Below are 23275 nucleotides of genomic sequence, written 5' to 3'. Positions count from 1 at the left end.
GGATTCAATGCTTTGTCGAATGGCGGGGGCTGGAATCGACAGGTTGTTAAAGAAAAGATGCAGACTCGCGTTTTAACAAGCATCGCCTTCATACGGAATGTGTCCGCCATGCCCACACTGGAACTCACGACCCTGATCCCCGACCGCACTCCGAGCGAGGTACTCGACTTCTGCCTGGAAGGCGTCAATTTCCCGAAGATCTTTCCCGAACACGTCACGCCGCTGGGGGATATCGACCTGGACAATCTGCGTATCGAAGCTGGGCGGCAATTTCGTTTCCGGCACTGGATGTTCAATCTGATCCCGTCGAACTGGACGGTGACGATCCGCGAAGTCAGCGACACCCATTTTGTTGACGAAATGCTCAAGGGGCCGCTGCGTGCCTTTCGTCATGAACATCGGGTGGGCGCGGGTGAAGGCGGTACGCTGTACACCGACCGCGTGACGTATTCGGCGATTGGCGGGGCGTTCAGCGAGCGATTGCTGGTGAACGGTTACATGCGGCGAATATTCGAGGCCCGCCATCGCAACATGCTGCAATTGCTTGGGTAATGTTCAAGGTTGTATCCAATCCTGCGAGGTGGCACATGACAATTTCAGTTCAGGCATAGGTCGTCGGACAATTTCGTGGTTAACTTCCGCCTCTTGCATGCTTTCCCAACAACGTTAAGAAGGACTCCGTTCATGGCTCAAGTCACGCTCAAAGGCAACCCGGTTCAAGTCAACGGCCAACTGCCACAAGCCGGTTCCAAGGCGCCAGCCTTTTCCCTGGTAGCCGGCAATCTGTCCGACGTCACCCTGAAAGACTTCGCCGGCAAGCGCAAAGTGCTGAACATCTTCCCAAGCGTCGACACCCCGACCTGCGCCACGTCCGTGCGCAAGTTCAACGCTCAGGCCAACGAACTGGCCAACACCGTGGTGCTGTGCATCTCGGCTGACCTGCCATTCGCCCAAGCTCGTTTCTGCGGCGCCGAAGGCCTGGAAAACGTACAGAACCTGTCGACCTTGCGTGGCGCCGAATTCATTCAGAACTACGGCGTGGCCATCGCTGACGGCCCGCTGAAAGGCCTGACCGCCCGTGCGGTAGTCGTGCTGGACGAAAACGACAACGTGCTGCACAGCGAACTGGTCAAGGAAATCGCTGAAGAACCGAACTACGATGCGGCCCTCGCTGTATTGAAGTAAGCGGTCTCAAGTAAATGCGCTGAAATCAGCGCATTTACAATTGTTAACGGCCTGGCCCTGTCCAGGCCGTTTTCATTTGTGTATCAGTGTTTTGGCTCACACCTTGAAACGTAAGTTGAAGGTAAATTGCCGGTAAAGCTGCTTTGCTTTACCCCCACCAGTGCTTATCGTTCAGCCTCCCGTAAAAGAAGCCCACGCGCCCAATGGTTAATCACTCCATGCAATCGTCCTCCCGAAACTCCCGTCGCTGGCTGCTGAGCCTGCTTGTCCTGCTGGTCATCGCTGGCTTGTGCTGGAAATTCTGGCCCGCCGGATCGACCCACAAGGAGGGCGGCGAGAAAGCCGCGGCCGGTCATACCGGTCGTTCGGGGATGATGCGTCCGGGCTTCGGCGGGGCGGCAGGTCCGATCCCGGTGCGCGTGGCACCGGCAGTGACCGGTGACTTCCCGCTGTACTACAAGGCCCTGGGCACCGTGACCGCGCTCAACACCATCAACGTGCGCAGCCGGGTCAGTGGCGAGCTGGTGAAGATCTATTTCGAAGAAGGGCAGATGGTCAAGGCCGGCGACCTGCTGGCGGAGATCGACCCGCGCCCGTACCAGAACGCCTTGCTTCAGGCTGAAGGCACCTTGCTGCAGAACCAGGCACAGCTGAAAAACGCCCAGGTCGATGTCGAGCGCTATCGCGGTCTGTATAAAGAGGACAGCATCGCCAAGCAGACCCTGGACACCGCCGAAGCACAGGTCGGCCAGTTCCTCGGCACCGTGAAGACCAACCAGGCGGCGGTCAACGACGCCAAGCTCAATCTCGAATTCACCAAGATCCGCGCACCGATTGCCGGTCGCGTCGGTCTGCGTCAGCTCGACGTCGGCAACCTTGTAACCGCGAACGACACCACGTTCCTCGCCGTCATCACCCAGACCCAGCCGATCAGCGTGGTCTTCACGCTGCCGGAAAACACCCTTGAAACCGTACTGGCCCGCTACCACAGCGGCGCCAAGCTGCCGGCCGAAGCCTGGGACCGTGGCGACACCAAACTGCAGGCCAGCGGCGTGCTGCAGAGCCTCGACAACCAGATCGACGTGACCACCGGGACCCTGAAATTCAAGGCACGCTACGAAAACCGCGATCAGTCGCTGTTCCCCAATCAGTTCGTCAACGTCCACCTGTTGGCCGACACTCTCAAGGGCGTCGTGCTCGCTCCGTCGGCTGCGATCCAGTTCGGCACCAACGGCACCTTCGTCTATGCGCTGGACGGCGACAAGAAAGTTACCATCCGCCAATTGAAAATCGGCGCCAGCGACGGCAACAACACTGTGATCACCGAAGGCCTGGCCGCCGGCGACCGCGTAGTACTGGAAGGCACCGACCGTCTGAAGGAAGGCAGCGAAGTGGAAGTGGTCAATGACAGCCAGGACGTGCCGACGACCCCGACCGAACACCTGCAAGGCAAGTCGGCTGCCACCGCGCCTGACGCCGCTGTCACCGACAAGGCCAAGAAGGGCGCATGAACATTTCGCGTCTGTTCATCCTCCGTCCGGTCGCCACCACGCTGAGCATGCTGGCCATCGTGCTGGCCGGCCTGATTGCCTATCGCCTGTTGCCGGTCTCGGCCTTGCCGCAGGTCGATTACCCGACCATTCGGGTCATGACGTTGTACCCGGGCGCGAGTCCGGACGTGATGACCAGCGCCGTCACCGCACCGCTTGAGCGTCAGTTCGGGCAGATGCCGGGCCTGACGCAAATGGCTTCGACCAGTTCCGGCGGCGCGTCGGTGCTGACCCTGCGTTTCAGCCTCGACATCAACATGGACGTCGCCGAACAGCAGGTGCAGGCCGCGATCAACGCCGCGACCAATCTGCTGCCGACCGACTTGCCGGCGCCGCCGGTGTACAACAAGGTCAACCCGGCGGACACCCCGGTGCTGACCCTGGCCATCACTTCGAAAACCATGTTGCTGCCCAAACTCAACGATCTGGTCGACACGCGCATGGCGCAGAAGATCGCCCAGATCAGCGGCGTCGGTATGGTCAGCATCGCCGGCGGCCAGCGTCAGGCGGTGCGGATCAAGGTCAACCCTGAGGCGCTCGCCGCCAACGGTCTGAACCTGTCGGACGTGCGCACGCTGATCAGCGCGTCCAACGTCAACCAGCCCAAAGGCAACTTCGACGGGCCGACTCGGGTGTCGATGCTCGATGCAAACGACCAGCTGACCTCGCCCAAGGACTACGCGAACCTGATCCTGGCCTACAAGAACGGCGCGCCGCTGCGGCTCAAGGATGTCGCGCAGATCGTCGACGGTGCCGAGAACGAGCGTCTGGCGGCGTGGGCCAACCAGAATCAGGCGGTGTTGCTGAATATTCAGCGTCAACCGGGCGCCAACGTGATCGAGGTGGTCGACCGGATCAAGGCGCTGCTGCCGAGCATCACCGACAACCTGCCGGCCGGCCTTGAAGTCACTGTGCTGACCGACCGCACCCAGACCATCCGCGCCTCGGTCACCGACGTGCAGCACGAGCTGCTGATCGCCATCGCGCTGGTGGTGATGGTGACGTTCCTGTTCCTGCGTCGTGCCAGTGCCACCATCATTCCGTCTGTCGCGGTGCCGCTGTCGCTGATCGGTACGTTTGGCGTGATGTACCTGGCCGGCTTCTCGGTCAACAACCTGACGCTGATGGCGCTGACCATCGCCACCGGTTTCGTGGTCGACGATGCGATCGTGATGCTGGAGAACATCGCCCGCTTCATCGAGGAAGGCGACAGCCCGATGCAGGCTGCGCTCAAGGGCGCGAAACAGATCGGCTTCACCCTGATTTCCCTGACCCTGTCGCTGATTGCGGTACTGATTCCGCTGCTGTTCATGGCCGACGTAGTGGGGCGGTTGTTCCGCGAGTTTGCCATTACCCTGGCGGTGGCGATCCTGATTTCTCTCGTGGTCTCGCTGACCCTGACACCGATGATGTGCGCGCGTCTGCTCAAACGTGAGCCTGAGGAATATGAGCAGGGCCGTTTCTACCGCGCCAGCGGCGCGTTTATCGACTGGATGATCGCCGCCTACGGGCGCAAGTTGCAGTGGGTGCTCAAGCACCAGCCGCTGACCCTGCTGGTGGCCATCGGTACGCTGGCGCTGACCGTGTTCCTTTATATGGTGGTGCCCAAGGGTTTCTTCCCGGTGCAGGACACCGGGGTGATCCAGGGTATTTCCGAAGCGCCGCAGTCAATTTCCTTTGCTGCAATGGGTGAACGTCAGCAAGCGCTGGCCAAGGTGATTCTGGAAGATCCGGCCGTGGAGAGCCTGTCGTCCTACATCGGCGTTGACGGTGATAACGCCACGCTCAACAGCGGTCGGCTGTTGATCAACCTCAAACCCCACGGTCAGCGCGACCTGACGGCCTCAGAAGTGATTGCTCGCCTGCAACCGCAACTGGACAAACTGGTAGGCATCCGTCTGTTCATGCAGCCGGTGCAGGACCTGACCATCGAAGATCGCGTCAGCCGCACCCAGTATCAGTTCAGCATGTCGTCGCCGGACTCCGAATTGCTCACCCTGTGGAGCGGGCGTCTGGTGGAAGCACTGGCACAGCGGCCGGAGCTGACCGACGTCGCCAGCGATTTGCAGGACAAGGGTTTGCAGGTGTTCCTGGTGATCGACCGTGACGCGGCCTCGCGCCTTGGCGTGTCAGTGGCAAATATCACCGATGCGCTGTATGACGCCTTTGGCCAGCGGCAGATCTCGACCATTTACACCCAGGCCAGCCAGTATCGCGTGGTGTTGCAGGCTCAGGCAGGAGAGAAGATCGGCCCGCAGGCGCTGGACCAGATTCACGTCAAGACCACCGATGGCGGTCAGGTGCGGTTGTCGAGCCTGGCCCATGTCGAGGAGCGTCAGGCACAACTGGCGATCACTCACATCGGCCAGTTCCCGGCGGTGATGATGTCCTTCAACCTTGCCCACGGCGTGGCGCTGGGTCATGCGGTGGACATCATCGAGCAGGTGCAGAAAGACATTGGCATGCCGATTGGCGTGCAGACTCAGTTCCAGGGCGCGGCCGAAGCGTTCCAGGCTTCTCTGTCGAGCACCTTGCTGCTGATCCTGGCGGCGGTGGTGACCATGTACATCGTGCTGGGCGTGCTATACGAGAGCTACATCCACCCAATCACGATTCTGTCGACCTTGCCGTCGGCGGCGGTTGGCGCCTTGCTGGCGTTGCTGCTCAGCGGCAATGACCTGGGCATGATCGCGATCATCGGCATCATCCTGCTGATCGGTATCGTGAAGAAGAACGCGATCATGATGATCGACTTCGCTCTCGACGCTGAACGCACCCAGGGCATGGCGCCGGAGCAGGCGATCTATCAGGCGGCGCTGTTGCGGTTCCGGCCGATTCTGATGACCACGCTGGCAGCACTGTTCGGTGCGGTGCCGCTGATGCTGGCCACTGGTTCCGGCGCTGAATTGCGCCAGCCGTTGGGTCTGGTGATGGTCGGCGGCTTGCTGGTAAGTCAGGTGCTGACGCTGTTCACCACCCCGGTGATCTACCTGTACTTCGACCGCCTCGGTCGGCGCTGGGGCCGTGCGCCTTCGGCCGTGGAGCCGGTAGAACAGCCATGAACCTGTCCGGTCCTTTCATCAAGCGCCCAGTGGCGACCATGCTCCTGAGCCTGGCGATCATGCTGCTGGGCGGCGTGAGCTTCGGCCTGCTGCCGGTGTCGCCGCTGCCGCAAATGGACTTCCCGGTGATCGTGGTGCAGGCGAGCCTGCCCGGTGCGAGCCCGGAGGTCATGGCCTCGACTGTGGCCACGCCGCTGGAGCGCTCGTTCGGCGCCATCGCCGGCGTCAACACCATGAGCAGCCGCTCCAGTCAGGGCTCGACCCGAGTCATTCTGCAATTCGACCTCGACCGCGACATCAACGGCGCGGCGCGGGAGGTGCAGGCGGCGATCAACGCATCGCGCAACCTGCTGCCGAGCGGGATGCGCAGCATGCCGACCTACAAGAAGGTCAACCCGTCACAGGCGCCGATCATGGTGCTGTCGCTGACGTCGGATGTGCTGGAAAAAGGTCAGCTCTACGATTTGGCCTCGACCATCCTGTCCCAGAGTCTGTCCCAGGTGCAGGGCGTCGGTGAAGTGCAGATCGGCGGCAGCTCCCTGCCGGCGGTGCGCATCGAACTCGAACCTCAGGCGCTGAACCAGTACGGTGTGGCGCTGGACGACGTGCGCAAGACTATCGCTGGCGCCAACGTGCGTCGACCGAAGGGTTCGGTCGAGGACGACCAGCGTCTGTGGCAGATCCAGGCTAACGACCAGTTGGAGAAAGCCAAGGACTACGAATCGCTGATCATCCACTACAACGGCGGTGCCGCGTTGCGTTTGAAGGACGTGGCCAAGGTCACCGATGGCGTGGAAGACCGTTACAACAGCGGTTTCTTCAATGACGATGCGGCGGTGTTGCTGGTGATCAACCGGCAGGCCGGCGCCAACATCATCGAAACGGTCAACGAGATCAAGGCGCAGTTGCCGGCGTTGCAGGCCGTGTTGCCGGCCAGCGTGAAGCTGAACCTGGCGATGGACCGTTCACCGGTGATCAAGGCTACCCTGCACGAAGCGGAGATGACCCTGCTGATCGCCGTGGCGCTGGTGATCCTGGTGGTGTTCCTGTTCCTCGGCAACTTCCGTGCATCCCTGATTCCGACCCTGGCTGTGCCGGTGTCGCTGGTCGGCACTTTTGCGGTGATGTACCTCTACGGTTTTTCGCTGAACAACCTGTCGCTGATGGCGCTGATTCTCGCCACCGGGCTGGTGGTGGATGACGCCATCGTGGTGCTGGAGAACATTTCCCGGCACATCGACGAAGGCGTCAAACCGATGAAGGCTGCGTACCTCGGGGCCAAGGAAGTCGGATTCACCCTGTTGTCGATGAACGTGTCGCTGGTGGCGGTGTTCCTGTCGATCCTGTTCATGGGCGGGATCATCGAGAGCCTGTTCCGCGAATTTTCCATCACGCTGGCCGCGGCCATCGTGGTGTCGCTGGTGGTTTCCCTGACCCTGACGCCGATGCTCTGCGCCCGTTGGCTCAAACCGCATACGCCGGGCCAGGAAAATCGTCTGCAACGCTGGAGCCGCCGTACCAACGACTGGATGGTCGGCAAATACGCCACCAGCCTCGACTGGGTGTTGCGTCACCGGCGCCTGACACTGTTGAGCCTGATCATCACGGTCGGTGTGAACGTCGCGCTGTATGTGGTGGTGCCGAAAACGTTCCTGCCGCAACAGGACACCGGCCAGTTGATCGGTTTCGTGCGTGGTGACGACGGTCTGTCGTTCAGCGTGATGCAGCCGAAAATGGAGACCTTCCGCCGCGCGGTGCTCAAGGACGAAGCGGTCGAGAGTGTCGCCGGGTTCATCGGCGGCAACAACGGCACCAACAACGCTTTCATGCTGGTGCGCCTGAAGCCGATCAAGGACCGCAATATCTCGGCGCAGAAAGTCATCGAGCGCCTGCGCAAGGAAATGCCCAAGGTGCCTGGCGCGCAATTGATGCTGATGGCTGACCAGGACCTGCAATTCGGCGGCGGACGCGAGCAGACCACCTCGCAATACAGCTACATCCTGCAAAGCGGTGATCTGGGTGCCTTGCGCGAGTGGTACCCGAAAGTGGTCACCGCGTTACGGGCCTTGCCGGAACTGACCGCCATCGATGCCCGTGAAGGGCGCGGTGCGCAGCAGGTGACGCTGATCGTCGACCGCGATCAGGCCAAGCGCCTGGGCGTGGACATGAACATGGTCACCGCCGTGCTCAACAACGCCTACAGCCAGCGGCAGATTTCTACGATTTACGACAGCCTCAACCAGTATCAGGTGGTGATGGAGGTCAATCCGAAGTATGCCCAGGATCCGGTCACCCTCAATCAGGTGCAGGTCATCACCGCTGATGGCGCACGGATTCCGCTGTCGACCATCGCCCACTACGAAAGCAGCCTGGAAGACGACCGGGTCAGCCACGAAGGTCAGTTCGCCTCCGAAAGCATCGCGTTCGACATGGCCGAAGGCGTGACGGTGGAGAAGGGCAGCGCGGCCATCGAGCGAGCGATCGCCAAGGTCGGCCTGCCGGAAGACGTGATCGCGAAAATGGCCGGCACCGCCGACGCCTTCGCGGCCACTCAGAAGAGCCAGCCGTTCATGATCCTCGGTGCGTTGCTGGCGGTGTATCTGGTGCTGGGCGTGCTGTATGAAAGCTACATTCATCCGCTGACGATTCTGTCGACACTGCCGTCGGCCGGGGTTGGTGCGTTGCTGTCGATCTATGCGCTGGGCGGCGAATTCAGCCTGATTTCGTTGCTCGGACTGTTCCTGTTGATCGGTGTCGTGAAGAAGAACGCGATTCTGATGATCGATCTGGCGCTGCAACTGGAACGTCATCAGGGCATGGCGCCGTTGGAGTCGATCCGCAGCGCCTGTCTGCAGCGGTTGCGGCCGATCCTGATGACCACGTTGGCGGCGATTCTCGGCGCCTTGCCGTTGCTGCTCAGCCGGGCCGAAGGCGCGGAAATGCGCCAGCCACTGGGCCTGACGATCATCGGCGGGCTGATTTTCAGCCAGGTGCTGACCCTTTACACCACGCCTGTGGTTTACCTCTATCTCGACAAGGCCCGCCACCGCTTCAACAAGTGGCGTGGCGTACGTACCGATGCCGCTCTGGAAACTCCGCTATGAATGACCGTTCGCTTATCCAACTGGCCAGTGTCCGCGGCTCGCGTTTGCTGAGCCTGTCGCTGTGCGTGGCGATGCTCAGTGCGTGCGCCGTCGGCCCGGACTACCAGCGCCCGCAGACCGCAGAAATTGCCCAGTACAAAGAGGCCGAAGGCTGGCGTCAGGCCAGTCCTGCCGACTCCCTGGCTCGTGGCGCCTGGTGGGAACTGTACGGCGACCGTCAGCTCAACGAGTTGATCGAAAAGCTCAACAGTTCCAACCAGACCGTCGCCCAGTCCGAGGCGCAATACCGTCAAGCCCAGGCCTTGGTGCGTGATGCACGCGGGGCGTTTTACCCGAGCATCGACCTGAGCGCGGGAAAGACTCGTTCCAGTCAGGGCACCGGCAGCAGCAGTTCGAGCCTGAGCAGTTCGTCCAGCGGTATTCGTGACACCTACAACGCACAACTGGGCGTCAGTTGGGAGGCCGATGTCTGGGGCAAACTGCGCCGTGGCCTGGAGGCCAATGAAGCCAGCGCCCAGGCGAGCTTCGCCGATCTGGCGGCGATGCGCCTGAGCCAGCAGTCGGAACTGGTCCAGAACTACCTGCAATTGCGGGTGATCGATCAGCAGAAGCGTTTGCTGGAGTCGACGGTGGAGGCTTACGAGCGTTCGCTGAAAATGACCCAGAACCAGTACAACGCCGGAATTTCCGGTCGTGATGCCGTGGCGCAGGCACAGACGCAGCTCAAATCCACCCAGGGCGATCTGGTGGACCTGATCTGGCAACGGGCGCAGTTCGAAAACGCCATCGCGGTGCTCACCGGCCAGCCGCCGGCACAGTTCAAGATTGCTGAAACCCAGGACATCCCGAAGCTGCCGCAGATACCGTTGAGCCTGCCGTCGCAATTGCTGGAACGTCGCCCGGACATCGCCTCGGCAGAACGCTCGGTGATCGCTGCCAACGCCAATATCGGAGTAGCGAAAGCGGCGTATTACCCGGACTTCAGCCTGAGCATGAGCGGCGGCTACAGCAGCAGTACTTCGCGGGATCTGATCAGTCTGCCGAACCGATTCTGGTCGGTAGGACCGAAAATGAGCCTGCCGCTGTTCGACGGCGGCCGGCGCTCGGCGGAAGTCGACCGCACCGAAGCGAAGTACGACGAGACCGTGGCCAAATACCGGCAGACCGTGCTCGATGGCTTCCGCGAAGTGGAAAACTACCTGGTGCAGTTGAAGGTGTACGAAGACGAGGCGGCAGTACGCCAGGAAGCCCTTGATGCTGCGCGCGATTCCTTGCGTTTGACCCAGAACCAGTACAAGGCCGGGCTGATTGCCTACATCGACGTGGTTGTGGTGCAAGCCACGGCGTTGAGCAACGAGCGGACGGTACTCAACATCCTGCAAAGTCGACTGATTGCCAGCGTGCAGTTGATTGCGGCGCTGGGCGGTGGCTGGGACGGGCAGCTGGAAACCAGCCAGAATCCCTGACGCTGAATTCCCACGCAAAGCGTGGGAACGATCGGTGTCGTGACTTCCGGTTTAGAGCCTTGTCGAACGATCAAACAAGCGTTTCATCGGCTTGATGGCCATTTGATTACTTTGTCAGTGCGTTCTTCTGTGCAATCAGTACAATCGGCGCATTTGGCCCCGCCGAGAACGGAAGCGGTACGGTGGGATGGTCACGAGAATTCGCATGCTCATCGGTAGTTATTCCTTCACGCTGGTCTTCATTTCGCTGTGTGTGGCGATCCTCGCGTCCTATACCGCGCTTGACCTCACGGGTCGCATCGCCACCGCCAAGGGCCGCGCCGTGCATTTATGGACGGCCGGCGGCGCGTTCGCCATGGGCATCGGCGTCTGGTCGATGCACTTCATTGGCATGCTGGCCTTCAAACTGCCGATCAGCCTGGGTTATGACATTCCGATCACGGCGCTTTCATTGCTGATCGCCGTGCTGTCCTGTGGTTTTGCGCTGTGGCTGGTCAGCCAGCTGAAACTACCGGCCTGGCAACTGGCCTTCGGCGCCTTGATCATGGGCGCCGGCATCAGTGCCATGCACTACACCGGCATGGCCGCCATGCGCATGCAGCCGGGCATCGATTACGACCCGACCCTGTTCGGCGCTTCGTTGCTGATCGCCGTCGGCGCTTCGGCGGCGGCATTGTGGATTGCCTTCCGCCTGCGTCAGCAATCGCCTTATGTGCGCCTGTTCCGTGCCGGCGCTGCCATCGTCATGGGGGTCGCGATTGTCGGCATGCACTACACCGGCATGGCGGCGGCGCGGTTTCCCGAAGGCAGCTTCTGCGGCGCAGCGCTCAGCGGTCTGAACGGCAATGGCCTCGATAATCTGGTGCTGATCACCACGCTCGCGGTGCTGAGCATCGCACTGCTGACCTCGATACTCGATGCCCGCCTCGAAGCGCGCACTGCCGATCTGGCCTATTCGTTGACCGTGGCCAACCGCGAACTCACCCAGCTGGCCCTGCATGACACCCTGACCGGCCTGCCGAACCGGATGTTGCTGGATGACCGCATCAATCAAGCGATGAAAGAGGTCAACGAGCAGGGCGGCTGTTTTGCGCTGATGTTCATCGATCTGGACGGCTTCAAACCGGTCAACGACGCTTTCGGTCACCACATGGGCGACCAGTTGCTGCGTGAAGTGGGAGTGCGTCTGCGCGAAGATTTGCGCAGTCTCGATACGCTGGCGCGGATCGGTGGCGATGAGTTTGTCCTGCTGGTGCGCCTGACCGAGCCCAACGATGCGCTGGGTCTGGCGGCGCGTCAGGTTGGCTTGATCGCGCAGTCGTTCCGCGTGGCCGAGCATGAACTGCAGATTTCCGCCAGCGTCGGCATTGCGCTGTATCCGGGTAACGGTCAGAACGCTCAGGAACTGCTGATGAACGCCGACGCCGCGATGTACCACGCCAAGGGTGGCGGCAAGAACGGCTACAGCTTCTTCGACGTTTCGATGAACAGCAACGCCCGCAAGCAATTGCAACTGTTGCAGGACCTGCGTGCTGCGCTGGAGAACAGCCAGCTCAGCCTGCATTACCAACCAAAATTCCACGCGGCCGACGGGCGTCCGGTGGGTGCCGAGGCGCTGCTGCGCTGGGAGCATCCGCTTCACGGCATGCTGATGCCGGACAAGTTCATCGACCTGGCCGAGAAGACTGGACTGATCATTCCAATCGGCGAATGGGTACTGAACGAAGCCTGCCGGCAGATGCGCGAGTGGTATGTGCTGGGCTACACCGACTGGCGGATCGCGGTGAACCTGTCGGCGTTGCAGTTCTGCCACATCGGGCTGGTTCAAAGTGTCGCCAAGGCACTGGCCACTCACCACTTGCCGGCCAACAGTCTGACCCTGGAAATCACCGAAACCACCGCCATGAGCGATGCCGACGCGAGCATGACGGTGTTGCAGGAACTGTCCGACATGGGCGTCGACCTGTCTATCGATGATTTCGGCACCGGGTATTCGAGCCTGATGTATCTCAAGCGCCTGCCGGCCAACGAGTTGAAGATCGATCGCGGTTTCGTCCGCGACCTGGAGCATGACAGCGATGATGCCGCCATCGTCTCGGCGATTGTCGCGCTCGGTCAGGCGCTGGGCCTGCGCATCGTGGCCGAAGGTGTGGAGACCGGCGTGCAGCAGGACTTCCTGACGCAACTGGGCTGTGATTCGCTGCAAGGCTATCTGCTTGGCCATCCGATGCCGGCCGATCGCTTCCTGCAGGATATCGAGCGCGGCAAACAATTGGCGGCGAGCTGAACGGCTGACGCAGGCCATGCAAAACCCCGCAATGACGGTTATTCTTGCCCCGACTGTTACGTGTGCATTGGGGGGAAGGCCAGCATGGACAAAGTCATTGTGATCACCGGCGGCGGGCGCGGAATCGGGGCCGCCACTGCGCTGTTGGCTGCCGAGCAAGGCTATCGGATCTGCATCAATTATCAGTCTGACGAACAGGCGGCCCACCACGTACTCGACCAGGTACGTGAGCGCGGCGCCACCGCCATTGCCGTACGTGCCGACGTCAGCATCGAAGACGAAGTGATCGGCCTGTTTCACCGGGTCGACACAGAGCTGGGCCGGGTCACCGCACTGGTGAACAACGCCGGCACCGTCGGGCACAAATCGCGGGTCGACGAAATGTCCGAGTTCCGCATCCTCAAAATCATGAAAACCAACGTTCTGGCGCCGATCCTCTGCGCCAAACACGCGATTTTGCGCATGTCGCCCAAACACGGCGGGCAGGGCGGCAGCATCGTTAACGTGTCTTCGGTTGCCGCGCGTCTGGGCTCGCCGAACGAGTACGTCGACTACGCGGCGTCCAAGGGTGCTCTCGACACGTTCACCATCGGTCTGTCCAAGGAAGTGGCGGGCGAGGGGATTCGCGTCAACGCGGTGCGTCCGGGCTACATCTACACCGATTTCCACGCGCTGAGCGGCGATCCGGATCGAGTCAGCAAGCTGGAGTCGGCGATTCCGATGGCCCGAGGCGGGCGACCGGATGAAGTGGCGGAGGCGATTGTGTGGTTGTTGTCGGACAAGGCTTCGTATGCCACCGGGACCTTCGTCGATCTCGGCGGCGGGCGTTAATCAAGGATCGTTCCCACGTCGAGGCGTCGAACGCGTCTGCGTGGGAACGTTCACATCAGAACGACCGCACAATCCGCCCCAACGTCTCCATCGCCTTCTCCGAACTCTCGGTCCACGGGCTGCCGTAGTTCAACCGGATGCAATTGCTGAATCTTTGAGTCGGCGAGAATATCGGCCCCGGCGCAATGCTGATGCCTTGCGCCAACGCCATCTGAAACAACTTCAACGAATCCATCTGCGGTGGCAGTTCCAGCCACAGGAAGTAGCCGCCCGCTGGTTGGCTCACGCGAGTCTGCGCCGGGAAGTAGCGGGCGATGGCCGCGAGCATCGCGCTTTGCTGTTCTTCCAGGGCGTAGCGCAGTTTGCGCAGGTGCCGGTCGTAGCCGCCGTGTTGCAGGTAGTCGGCGATCGCCGCCTGGGCCGGCATCGAGGCGCACAGCGAGGTCATCAGTTTCAGGCGTTCGATCTTCTGCGCATAGCGTCCGGCGGCAACCCAACCGATGCGGTAGCCGGGGGCCAGGCTCTTGGCGAACGAGCCGCAATGCATCACCAGACCTTCGGTGTCGAACGCCTTGGCCGGTTTTGGCGCCTGTTGGCCGTAATAGAGTTCGGCGTAGACGTCGTCTTCGATCAGCGGCACCTGATGCCGTTTCAGCAGTTCCACCAGTTCCTGTTTCTTGGCCTCGGGCATGGTTGCGCCCATCGGGTTCTGGAAACTGGTCATGCACCAGCAGGCCTTGATCGGATGACGCTCCAGGGTCTGGGCGAGCACGCCGAGGTCGATGCCGTCGCGCGGGTGCACGGGAATTTCCACGGCTTTGAGCTTCAGCCGCTCCAGCACTTGCAGGCTGGCGTAGAACGCCGGGGCCTCGATGGCCACCAGATCACCGGGTTCGGTCACCGCTTGCAGGCACAGGTTCAGCGCTTCGAGGGCGCCGTTGGTGATCAGCAGTTCTTCCATCGGCAGCATCAGCCCGCCGACCATGTAACGCAGGGCGATCTGTCGGCGCAGTTGCGGGTTGCCGGGCGACATGTCGGTGACCACCATGCGCGGGTCCATTTCCCGGGCTGCGCTGGCCAGCGAACGTGACAGGCGTTGCAGCGGGAACAGTTCCGGGCTGGGGAATGCCGAGCCGAACGGCACGGTACTCGGGTCCTTGATCGATTCCAGCACCGAGAACACCAGTTCGCTGACGTCGACCTTGGTGGATTCGTTGACCTGGCTGCTGATCACCGGCTCCGAGAACGGGCTCGGGGCGTGGGTGTTGACGAAGTAACCGGAGCGCGGCCGGGCGCGGATCAGACCGCGACGTTCCAGCAGGTAATAGGCCTGGAATACCGTGGACGGGCTGACGCCATAGGTCTGGCTCGCGTAGCGCACCGACGGCACCCGCTGGCCGGGGCCGAGGACGCCGGAGCGGATCAGTTCAGCGATGTCGTCGGCGAATTTTTCGTAGCGTTTCATCGGTGTCCTGCAATGGATGGGATTTGGAAAACGGTTGTGCCAATGGGCGCAGCGCCATTGGCACAAAGGGTTGCATCTTAAAGCCTCACCGATTCATCGGCGCAACAAACCGGCTCTTCGCCACGCTATAAATCTCAGGCTCATCGCTGTCGGCAATCTTGAAACTCAAGGTCTGCGAGCTGCTGGCCGGGCGATCCGTGGTCATCGCCACCGACACCGGCACATCGATGATCTCGCCTGCAGCAAGGCTCAGCTCGGTCTTGCCTTGCAGCTGGAAGCCATCGCCATCCACCAGGCTCAAGTTGTAGTCCTGGCGCTGCTGTGTCTTGTTGATGACTTTGAGGGTGTAGATGTTTTCGATCTGACCCTGTCCGTTCTCACGGAACAGGCCACGGTCCTTGGTCACGTCCAGCGACACCATCGGCCGTTCGACCAGGGCCAGGGCGAGGGCGCCGATCATCACCACCAGTACCGCGACATAACCAATCAGCCTCGGACGCAGCAGATGCGTCTTGCCACCCTGCAACTCGCGCTCGGAGGTGTAGCGGATCAGGCCGCGGGCGTAATTCATCTTGTCCATGATCGAGTCGCAGGCGTCGATGCACGCCGCGCAGCCGATGCATTCCATTTGCAGGCCGTCGCGGATGTCGATGCCGGTCGGGCAGACCTGCACGCACAACTGGCAGTCGATGCAATCGCCGAGGCCGGCTTCGGCCGGTTTCACCTCGCGTTTGCGCGGGCCACGGTTTTCGCCTCGGGCCGCGTCGTAGGAAATCGCCAGGGTGTCCTTGTCGAACATCACGCTCTGGAACCGCGCATACGGGCACATGTGCATGCACACCGCTTCACGCAACCAGCCGGCGTTGATGTAGGTGGCGCCGGTGAAAAACAGCACCCAGAACAGACTGACACCGCCGATCTGCAAGGTCAGCAGCTCTTCGGCCAACGGGCGGATCGGGGTGAAGTAGCCGACAAATGTCAGGCCGGTCAGCACGCTGATCGCCAGCCACAGCGTGTGCTTGGCCGCACGCCGTGCCAGTTTGTTCAGGCTCCAGGGTGCCGCTTGCAGTTTGATCCGCTGGTTGCGTTCACCTTCGGTGATCTTCTCGCACCACATGAAAATCCACGTCCACGAGCTCTGCGGGCAGGTGTAGCCGCACCACACCCGGCCAGCGAACACGGTAATGGCGAACAGGCCGAACGCGGCGATGATCAGCAGCGCCGACAGCAGAATGAAGTCCTGGGGCCAGAAGGTCGCGCCAAAGATGTGGAATTTGCTTTCGGAAAGGTCCCAAAGCACCGCCTGACGCCCGCCCCAGTTCAGCCACACGGTGCCGAAAAACAGCAGGAACAGAAACCCCGCGCCACTCATGCGCAAGGTGCGGAACAGGCCAGTGAAGCTGCGGGTGAAGATCTGGTTGTCGCTGGTGGCGTGTTTCGCCTTCATTGGGCGCGCCGGTACTTTTTTTATCTGGGGAGATGCTTCTACGGTTCGGACGGGGATTCGTTCGCTCATGGTCGTTCGCTCATCAGCCTCCATCAGGCCAGTGAACTATGAGCGCCGATCTGTTTGCATAACAGACTCAGGTATTTCAATAAAAAGCGTATCAGATGGGTTTTGCGCCCGGCCCTGCGAAAACTTGAAGCAGCGGGCGGAGCGGGGCGCAGACGCCTATCCCGGACGGCTGCGCGGGATGTTGACCAGGGTCATTCAAATCACCGAATCACTGTCGGTGGCCTTGAGATGTTTGCGTCCGTCCCTGGCACCGGCGACGGTCAGCGCATCGGCTTCGGCTTCTGTGATGTAAACGCGCCGGCCTTCGATTTCCACGGCGGACATCGATTTTTCGCTGTCGGTGATGACCGTCAGGTCGCCGCACAGGCGAATCTGTTCACCGTTCTCGGTGGCGAAAAAACAGGTCTGGTTTTCGATGCGCACGGTCATGGGGCTGTCCTTTTTTCCAAGGGTATTGAAAGGTTAGGGCGCCCACCTGCGTGATCGTTCTACGCAACCGATTAATGGTCGCCGCTGTCCACCGCCCATGATCCCTTCACAAGGACTGCGCGATGAACGCCTGGTGGCATGAAGTGTGGGAAACCCTGCAAGCGGAATTTGCCGACATCGGCGATGCATCGCAGCTGACGCGGATCACCGTGCGCCTGTTGATGGCGGCGGTATTGGGCGGGATCCTGGGATTCGAGCGCGAGCACAAGGGTAAGGCTGCCGGGGTCCGAACGCACATGCTGGTGGCTCTCGGTGCGGCGCTGTTTGTGCTGGTGCCGCAATTGTCCGGATCACAGGCCGACGCGATGAGCCGGGTAGTGCAAGGAGTGATCGCCGGTATCGGCTTCCTCGGGGCCGGCACCATTCTGAAGAATCATGAAGGCGATGAAGGTCACGTCAAGGGCCTGACTACCGCTGCCGGTCTGTGGATGACCGCTGCCATCGGCGTCGCGGCCGGATTGGGCCGCGAAGCGACGGCGTTGCTCAGTACGTTGTTGGCGCTCGGGATCTTCAATGTCATGCCGCGGATCGTCAAAGTCTTCGAAAAAGACCATGAGCCCTGATCAGACAATCACCGGCGGCATGGTCGACGGTGGCTCTTCCTTGGGCGGCGGCGTGGTGCCCGGTGGCTCCTGTTCCGGGATCGGTTGCGGCTCGGTTTCGGGCAGCACCGGTTTGTCGATGTTCGGATCGGGCGTTTCAGCGGGGATCGGAATCGTCATCAGATGAACCTCCGTGTGGCACATGGCGTGAGAAGTGCTTAAGTGGGTTGACCACTTCTGCGCGAAATCGATCCGATTTTGTGGCGGGGCAAATCCCTGTGAACTTTTGCCGGCGAGGGTCGCTCGGAGCCTGAGAGAGTTCATCGTCAGGCGCAGGCCCGGCCGTGATCGCCAAACAGGCAAACGAGCGTCCTTGGGGCGTTAAGGAGAGATGCTCAATGACTGCTGAAAAAACCTCCGAACAGAGCTACAACCCGCACATCCCGCTGTCGCAGGCGTTGCTGCTGCCACGCATCGTCATTGAAAACACCCGGCCATCGCTTGATGGCGGGCAGTTTGCCGTCAAGGCTGTGGTCGGGCGCGAAATCGTGGTCACCAGCAAGATCTTCGCCGACGGCCACGACAAACTGGCGGTGCGCATCCGCTGGCGCGAGGAAGGCGAGGAAATCTGGCAAAGCGAAGTCATGAGCGATCAGGGCAACAATGGCTGGGAAGGCCGGTTCCGGCCCCAGCGCATGGGCCGTTATCTGTACCTGATCGAAGCCTGGATCGACCAGTTCGCCAGCTTTCAGTACGAATTGGAGAAAAAACACACCGCCGCCGTCCCGGTCAGCCTGGAACTGCAAGAAGGCCGCACGATGGTGCAACAGGCCGCCGAACGTAGCGAAGGCTCGCTCAGCGAGCGGCTTGCAGCGTTGCACCACGAATTATCCGGTCTGCTCGAAACCGAGCAGGTCGCGCTGTTCCTGCACCCGCAGAGTGCACAGATGATGACCGAGGCTGATCACCGCCCGTATCTGAGCATCAGCGCCGAGTTTCCGCTGGACGTCGAGCGTGAACTGGCTGAGTTCGCCAGTTGGTACGAGCTGTTTCCCCGCTCGATCACCGACGATCCCGCCCGTCACGGCACTTTCAACGATGTGCACTCGCGCCTGCCGATGATCCAGGACATGGGTTTCGATGTGTTGTATTTCACGCCAATCCACCCGATCGGCCGCAGCCATCGCAAGGGCCGCAACAATTCCCTGACTGCGGGGCCGGACGATCCGGGTAGCCCCTATGCGATCGGCAGCGAAGAGGGCGGGCACGAAGCGATTCACCCGCAACTCGGCACTCGTGAAGACTTTCGTCGACTGGTGGCGGCTGCCGCTGATCATGGTCTGGAAATCGCCCTCGATTTTGCGATTCAGTGTTCCCAGGATCACCCTTGGCTCAAGCAGCACCCCGGCTGGTTCAACTGGCGGCCGGACGGCACGATCAAATACGCGGAAAACCCGCCGAAGAAATACCAGGACATCGTCAACGTCGACTTCTACGCGCCGGAAGCGATTCCGAGCTTGTGGGTCGAGCTGCGTGACATCGTCGTCGGTTGGGTCGAGGAGGGCGTAAAGATCTTTCGCGTCGACAACCCGCACACCAAGCCGCTGCCGTTCTGGCAGTGGTTGATTGCCGATGTGCGCACGCTGCACCCGGAGGTGATCTTCCTCGCCGAGGCGTTCACCACCCCGGCGATGATGGCGCGGCTGGGCAAGGTCGGTTACACCCAGAGCTACACCTATTTCACCTGGCGCAACACCAAGGCTGAATTGGCGAGTTACTTCAGCGAACTCAACGAATCGCCGTGGCGTGAGTGCTACCGGCCGAATTTCTTCGTCAACACCCCGGACATCAATCCGGCGTTCCTGCATGAGTCGGGGCGGCCCGGATTTCTCATCCGTGCGGCGCTGGCGACCATGGGCTCGGGCCTGTGGGGCATGTATTCGGGGTTCGAACTGTGCGAATCGGCGCCGGTGCCGGGCAAGGAGGAATACCTCGACTCCGAGAAGTACGAGATCCGCGTCCGCGACTTCAACCAGCCCGGCAATATCATTGCCGAGATCGCCCAACTCAATCGCATCCGCCGGCAGAACCCGGCGCTGCACAGCCATCTGGGCCTGAAGATCTACAACGCCTGGAACGACAACATTCTGTACTTCGGCAAGCGCAGCGCCGATGGCAGCAATTTCATTCTGGTGGCCGTCAGCCTCGACCCGCATCACCCGCAGGAGGCCAATTTCGAATTGCCACTGTGGGAAATGGGCCTGCCGGACGATGCCACCACCCACGGCGAAGACCTGATGAACGGCCATCGCTGGGACTGGCACGGCAAGTACCAGTTCATGCGGATCGACCCGGCTTATCAGCCGTTCGGGATCTGGCGGATCACCGCAGCCTGATCCGGGCCGACGCATTCATGCATTGAACAGGAGTTTCACATGGCGAAGAAACCCAAGTCAGCCACCTTCATCAAGGACCCGCTCTGGTACAAGGACGCGGTGATCTATCAGGTTCACGTCAAATCATTTTTCGACTCCAACAACGACGGGATCGGCGATTTTCCCGGCCTGATCGCCAAACTCGATTACATCGCCGAACTCGGTGTCAACACCATCTGGCTGCTGCCGTTCTACCCGTCGCCACGGCGCGATGACGGTTACGACATTGCTGAATACCGCGGTGTACACAGTGATTACGGAACAATGGCCGACGCCAAGCGCTTCATCGCCGAGGCGCACAAGCGTGGTTTGCGGGTCATCACCGAATTGGTCATCAACCACACCTCGGATCAGCACCCGTGGTTCCAGCGCGCGCGCAAGGCCAAACCCGGTTCAGCGGCCCGCGACTTTTATGTGTGGTCGGATGACGACCAGAAATACGACGGTACGCGGATCATTTTTCTCGACACCGAAAAGTCCAACTGGACCTGGGACCCGGTGGCCGGCCAGTACTTCTGGCACCGTTTCTACTCGCACCAGCCGGACCTCAATTTCGACAACCCGCAAGTCATGAAAGCCGTGCTGTCGGTGATGCGTTACTGGCTGGACATGGGCATTGACGGCCTGCGACTGGACGCGATTCCGTACCTGATCGAACGTGACGGCACCAACAATGAAAACCTCCCGGAAACCCACGACGTCCTCAAGCAGATCCGCGCCGAAATCGACGCCAATTATCCGGATCGCATGCTGCTGGCCGAGGCCAATCAATGGCCGGAAGACACCCAGCTGTACTTCGGTGATACCGACGCCGAGGGCGTGAATGGCGATGAATGCCACATGGCGTTTCACTTCCCGCTGATGCCGCGCATGTACATGGCGCTGGCCCAGGAAGATCGCTTTCCGATCACCGACATCCTGCGCCAGACTCCGGAGATCCCGGCCAACTGCCAATGGGCGATCTTCCTGCGCAACCACGATGAACTGACGCTGGAGATGGTCACCGACAAGGAACGCGACTACCTCTGGAACTACTACGCCGCCGACCGCCGTGCGCGGATCAACCTCGGCATTCGCCGGCGTCTGGCGCCGCTGATGGAGCGCGACCGTCGGCGCATCGAACTGCTCAACAGTCTGCTGCTGTCGATGCCCGGCACGCCGACCCTGTATTACGGCGACGAAATCGGCATGGGTGACAACATCTATCTGGGCGACCGTGACGGTGTGCGCACGCCGATGCAATGGTCGATCGACCGCAACGGCGGCTTCTCCCGGGCCGACCCGGCCAGTCTGGTGCTGCCGCCGATCATGGACCCGCAGTACGGCTTTCAGTCGGTCAACGTCGAAACCCAGGCCGGCGACCCGCATTCGCTGCTGAACTGGACCCGTCGCCTGCTGACTGTACGCAAGCAATCCAAGGCGTTCGGTCGCGGCACCTTGAAAATGCTCTCGCCGGCCAACCGACGCGTGCTGGCCTATACCCGCGAATACACCGGGCCCGACGGCAAGCATGAAATCATCCTGTGCGTGGCCAACGTGTCGCGCAGCGCGCAAGCGGTGGAACTGGACTTGTCTGCCTACGTCGGCATGGTGCCGGTGGAAATGCTTGGTGGTAACGCATTTCCGCCCATCGGCCAGCTCAACTTTCTGCTGACCCTGGCGCCTTACGGCTTCTACTGGTTTGGCCTGGCGGCGGAAAACCAGATGCCGAGCTGGCACGTTGAACCTGCGCAGAGCCTGCCGGATTTCACCACGCTGGTGCTGAAAAAACGCATGGAGGAACTGCTGGAGGCGCCGTCCCGCGCCACCCTCGAACAGGGCATCCTGCCGAACTGGCTGCAAAACCGCCGCTGGTTCGCCGGCAAGGACGCCGCCATCGACCAGGTGAAACTCGCCTACGGCGTGCGCTTCGGCGACGCGCAGCATCCGGTGTTGCTCAGCGAAATCGAAGTACACAGTGACGGGCAGACCAGCCGTTATCAGCTGCCCTTTGGTTTCATTTCGGAAGATCAGGTAGGGCCGGCGTTGCCGCAGCAACTGGCTTTGGCGCGAGTGCGCCGGGTGCGTCAGGTCGGGTTGATCACTGACGCCTTCAGCCTTGAAGCGTTTATACGCGCTGTTCTGCAAGGCATGCAGAGCGGCACGGTGCTGGAATCCAGCGATGGCGAAATCCGTTTCGAAGCCACGCCGCATCTCGACAAACTTGGTCTCGGCGCGGAATCCGAAGTGCGTTATCTGTCTGCCGAGCAATCCAACAGTTCGGTGGTGATCGGCAACAGCCTGGTGCTCAAGTTGATCCGCAAAGTCGCGTCTGGCGTACACCCGGAACTGGAGATGAGCGCTTACCTGACAGCGGCCGGATTTGCCAATATTTCCCCACTGCTCGGCTCGGTGATTCGTCGCGACGGGAGGGGCGAAGACAACCTGCTGATGATCGCCCAAGGCTATCTGAGCAATCAGGGCGATGCCTGGGAATGGACGCAGAACAACCTCGAACGGGCGTTGCGCGATGAGCTGGCGGACGCCGTGTCCGAACAGTCGCAACACTACAACGCCCTTGGCGAGCTGAAGGATTTCGCCGGTATGCTGGGGCAGCGTCTGGGGGAAATGCATCAGGTGCTGGCAGCGCCGAGCGACAACAAGGACTTCGCACCGCAGATCAGCTCGACCAAGGATGCGCAGGCGACCGGCAAGGATGTCGGCGCTCAGGTCGAGCACGCGCTGAAGTTGCTCAAGCAGCATCAGGGCGAACTCGATGCAGCGGATCAGAGGCTTGTCGCTCGTCTGCTCGACCACAAGAAAACCATCCTCGCCCATGTGCAGGAGCTGGCGAAGAAATCCGCCGGCGGCTTGCGCATCCGCGTTCATGGCGATCTGCATCTGGGGCAAGTACTGGTGATCAAGGGCGATGCGTACCTGATCGATTTTGAAGGCGAACCGGCGCGGCCACTGGCCGAGCGCCGGGGCAAGCACAGTCCGTACAAGGATGTCAGCGGGGTGCTGCGTTCCTTCGATTACGCCGCCGCGATGACCATCAACGTACACAACGTCGACAACAGTCCCGAGGCCGAGGCGGCGCGTCGCCGGGTCGCCGAACGCTATTTGCGTGAGGCCCGCGAAGCATTTGTCGAGGCATATCGCCGGGCGGCAGCTAGTCTTGATCATGCCTGGCAGGATCCTGAAGGTGCCGACGCCGCACTGGCGTTATTCGGTCTGGAGAAAGCGGCCTACGAAGTGGCCTATGAAGCCGAAAATCGCCCCACCTGGCTGCCCGTGCCGTTGCACGGTCTGTATGGGTTGCTGACGGGGCTGGAACCCTTTTCCGATCTTGGTGGAGAGTAGT

At 61.2% G+C, this 23275-nt stretch carries 15 protein-coding genes; 11 read left to right on the top strand and 4 right to left on the bottom strand.

Annotation, left to right across the window (positions count from 1 at the left end; all coding sequences use genetic code 11):
- The first annotated feature begins 108 nt into the window (after positions 1 to 108).
- From NH234_RS16510 to NH234_RS16475, 8 genes are all read left to right on the top strand, one after another.
- Positions 109 to 552 (top strand): polyketide cyclase, encoded by a 444-nt coding sequence (locus tag NH234_RS16510; protein ID WP_367253406.1) that lies wholly within the window; start codon positions 109 to 111, stop codon positions 550 to 552.
- Between the two features lie 132 nt (positions 553 to 684).
- Positions 685 to 1185, top strand: a complete 501-nt coding sequence (gene tpx, locus NH234_RS16505; RefSeq protein ID WP_085731150.1) for a thiol peroxidase — start codon at positions 685 to 687, stop codon at positions 1183 to 1185.
- 203 nt (positions 1186 to 1388) lie between these two features.
- On the top strand, positions 1389 to 2696 hold the full coding sequence (locus tag NH234_RS16500) for an MdtA/MuxA family multidrug efflux RND transporter periplasmic adaptor subunit (protein WP_367253405.1): 1308 nt from the start codon (positions 1389 to 1391) through the stop codon (positions 2694 to 2696).
- Positions 2693 to 5797, top strand: a complete 3105-nt coding sequence (locus tag NH234_RS16495; RefSeq protein ID WP_367253404.1) for an MdtB/MuxB family multidrug efflux RND transporter permease subunit — start codon at positions 2693 to 2695, stop codon at positions 5795 to 5797. Before NH234_RS16500 ends, NH234_RS16495 begins: the two co-directional genes overlap by 4 nt.
- Positions 5794 to 8901: an efflux RND transporter permease subunit gene (locus tag NH234_RS16490; protein ID WP_085731147.1), complete on the top strand. Its 3108-nt coding sequence runs from the start codon at positions 5794 to 5796 to the stop codon at positions 8899 to 8901. The genes NH234_RS16495 and NH234_RS16490 overlap by 4 nt, the downstream gene beginning before the upstream one ends.
- The gene (locus NH234_RS16485; protein WP_367253403.1) at positions 8898 to 10367 is read left to right on the top strand and encodes an efflux transporter outer membrane subunit; all 1470 of its coding nucleotides are present in this window, start codon (positions 8898 to 8900) and stop codon (positions 10365 to 10367) included. Before NH234_RS16490 ends, NH234_RS16485 begins: the two co-directional genes overlap by 4 nt.
- A 205-nt stretch (positions 10368 to 10572) precedes the next feature.
- A complete protein-coding gene (locus NH234_RS16480) occupies positions 10573 to 12654 on the top strand; it encodes a putative bifunctional diguanylate cyclase/phosphodiesterase (protein WP_367253402.1) in 2082 nt (693 codons plus the stop codon).
- 84 nt (positions 12655 to 12738) lie between these two features.
- Positions 12739 to 13485, top strand: a complete 747-nt coding sequence (locus NH234_RS16475) for an SDR family oxidoreductase (protein ID WP_085708225.1) — start codon at positions 12739 to 12741, stop codon at positions 13483 to 13485.
- A gap of 55 nt (positions 13486 to 13540) precedes the next feature.
- Here the strand turns inward: NH234_RS16475 and mapR are convergent, their stop codons facing one another.
- The 3 genes from mapR to NH234_RS16460 all read right to left on the bottom strand — a co-directional run bounded on the left by mapR (position 13541) and on the right by NH234_RS16460 (position 16895).
- Positions 13541 to 14950, bottom strand: a complete 1410-nt coding sequence (gene mapR, locus NH234_RS16470; protein ID WP_085731144.1) for a GntR family transcriptional regulator MpaR — start codon at positions 14948 to 14950, stop codon at positions 13541 to 13543.
- Positions 14951 to 15035: 85 nt separating this feature from the next.
- On the bottom strand, positions 15036 to 16466 hold the full coding sequence (ccoG, locus tag NH234_RS16465) for a cytochrome c oxidase accessory protein CcoG (protein WP_085731143.1): 1431 nt from the start codon (positions 16464 to 16466) through the stop codon (positions 15036 to 15038).
- A 195-nt stretch (positions 16467 to 16661) separates the two neighbouring features.
- Positions 16662 to 16895, bottom strand: a complete 234-nt coding sequence (locus tag NH234_RS16460; RefSeq protein WP_085731142.1) for a DUF3203 family protein — start codon at positions 16893 to 16895, stop codon at positions 16662 to 16664.
- A gap of 122 nt (positions 16896 to 17017) precedes the next feature.
- On the opposite strand from NH234_RS16460, the gene NH234_RS16455 reads away from it, so the two are divergent.
- On the top strand, positions 17018 to 17518 hold the full coding sequence (locus tag NH234_RS16455; protein WP_085731141.1) for an MgtC/SapB family protein: 501 nt from the start codon (positions 17018 to 17020) through the stop codon (positions 17516 to 17518).
- On the opposite strand, the gene NH234_RS16450 is transcribed toward NH234_RS16455, so the two are convergent.
- Positions 17519 to 17677 carry a hypothetical protein gene (locus NH234_RS16450; protein ID WP_167443771.1) on the bottom strand — a complete coding sequence of 53 codons (159 nt, stop codon included), beginning with the start codon at positions 17675 to 17677 and terminating at the stop codon, positions 17519 to 17521.
- Positions 17678 to 17895: 218 nt separating this feature from the next.
- Here NH234_RS16450 and NH234_RS16445 point away from each other — a divergent pair, with 218 nt between their 5' ends.
- Together NH234_RS16445 and treS are read left to right on the top strand one after the other, a co-directional pair.
- Complete coding sequence (locus tag NH234_RS16445; protein ID WP_367253401.1) at positions 17896 to 19893, top strand: alpha-1,4-glucan--maltose-1-phosphate maltosyltransferase; 1998 nt, start codon at positions 17896 to 17898, stop codon at positions 19891 to 19893.
- A gap of 39 nt (positions 19894 to 19932) precedes the next feature.
- Positions 19933 to 23274 (top strand): maltose alpha-D-glucosyltransferase, encoded by a 3342-nt coding sequence (treS, locus tag NH234_RS16440; protein ID WP_367253400.1) that lies wholly within the window; start codon positions 19933 to 19935, stop codon positions 23272 to 23274.
- Position 23275 lies beyond the last annotated feature (1 nt).

The sequence above is a fragment of the Pseudomonas sp. stari2 genome, from assembly GCF_040760005.1.
GTDB lineage: Bacteria > Pseudomonadota > Gammaproteobacteria > Pseudomonadales > Pseudomonadaceae > Aquipseudomonas.
This window is presented reverse-complemented; position numbering and strand designations above follow the sequence as displayed.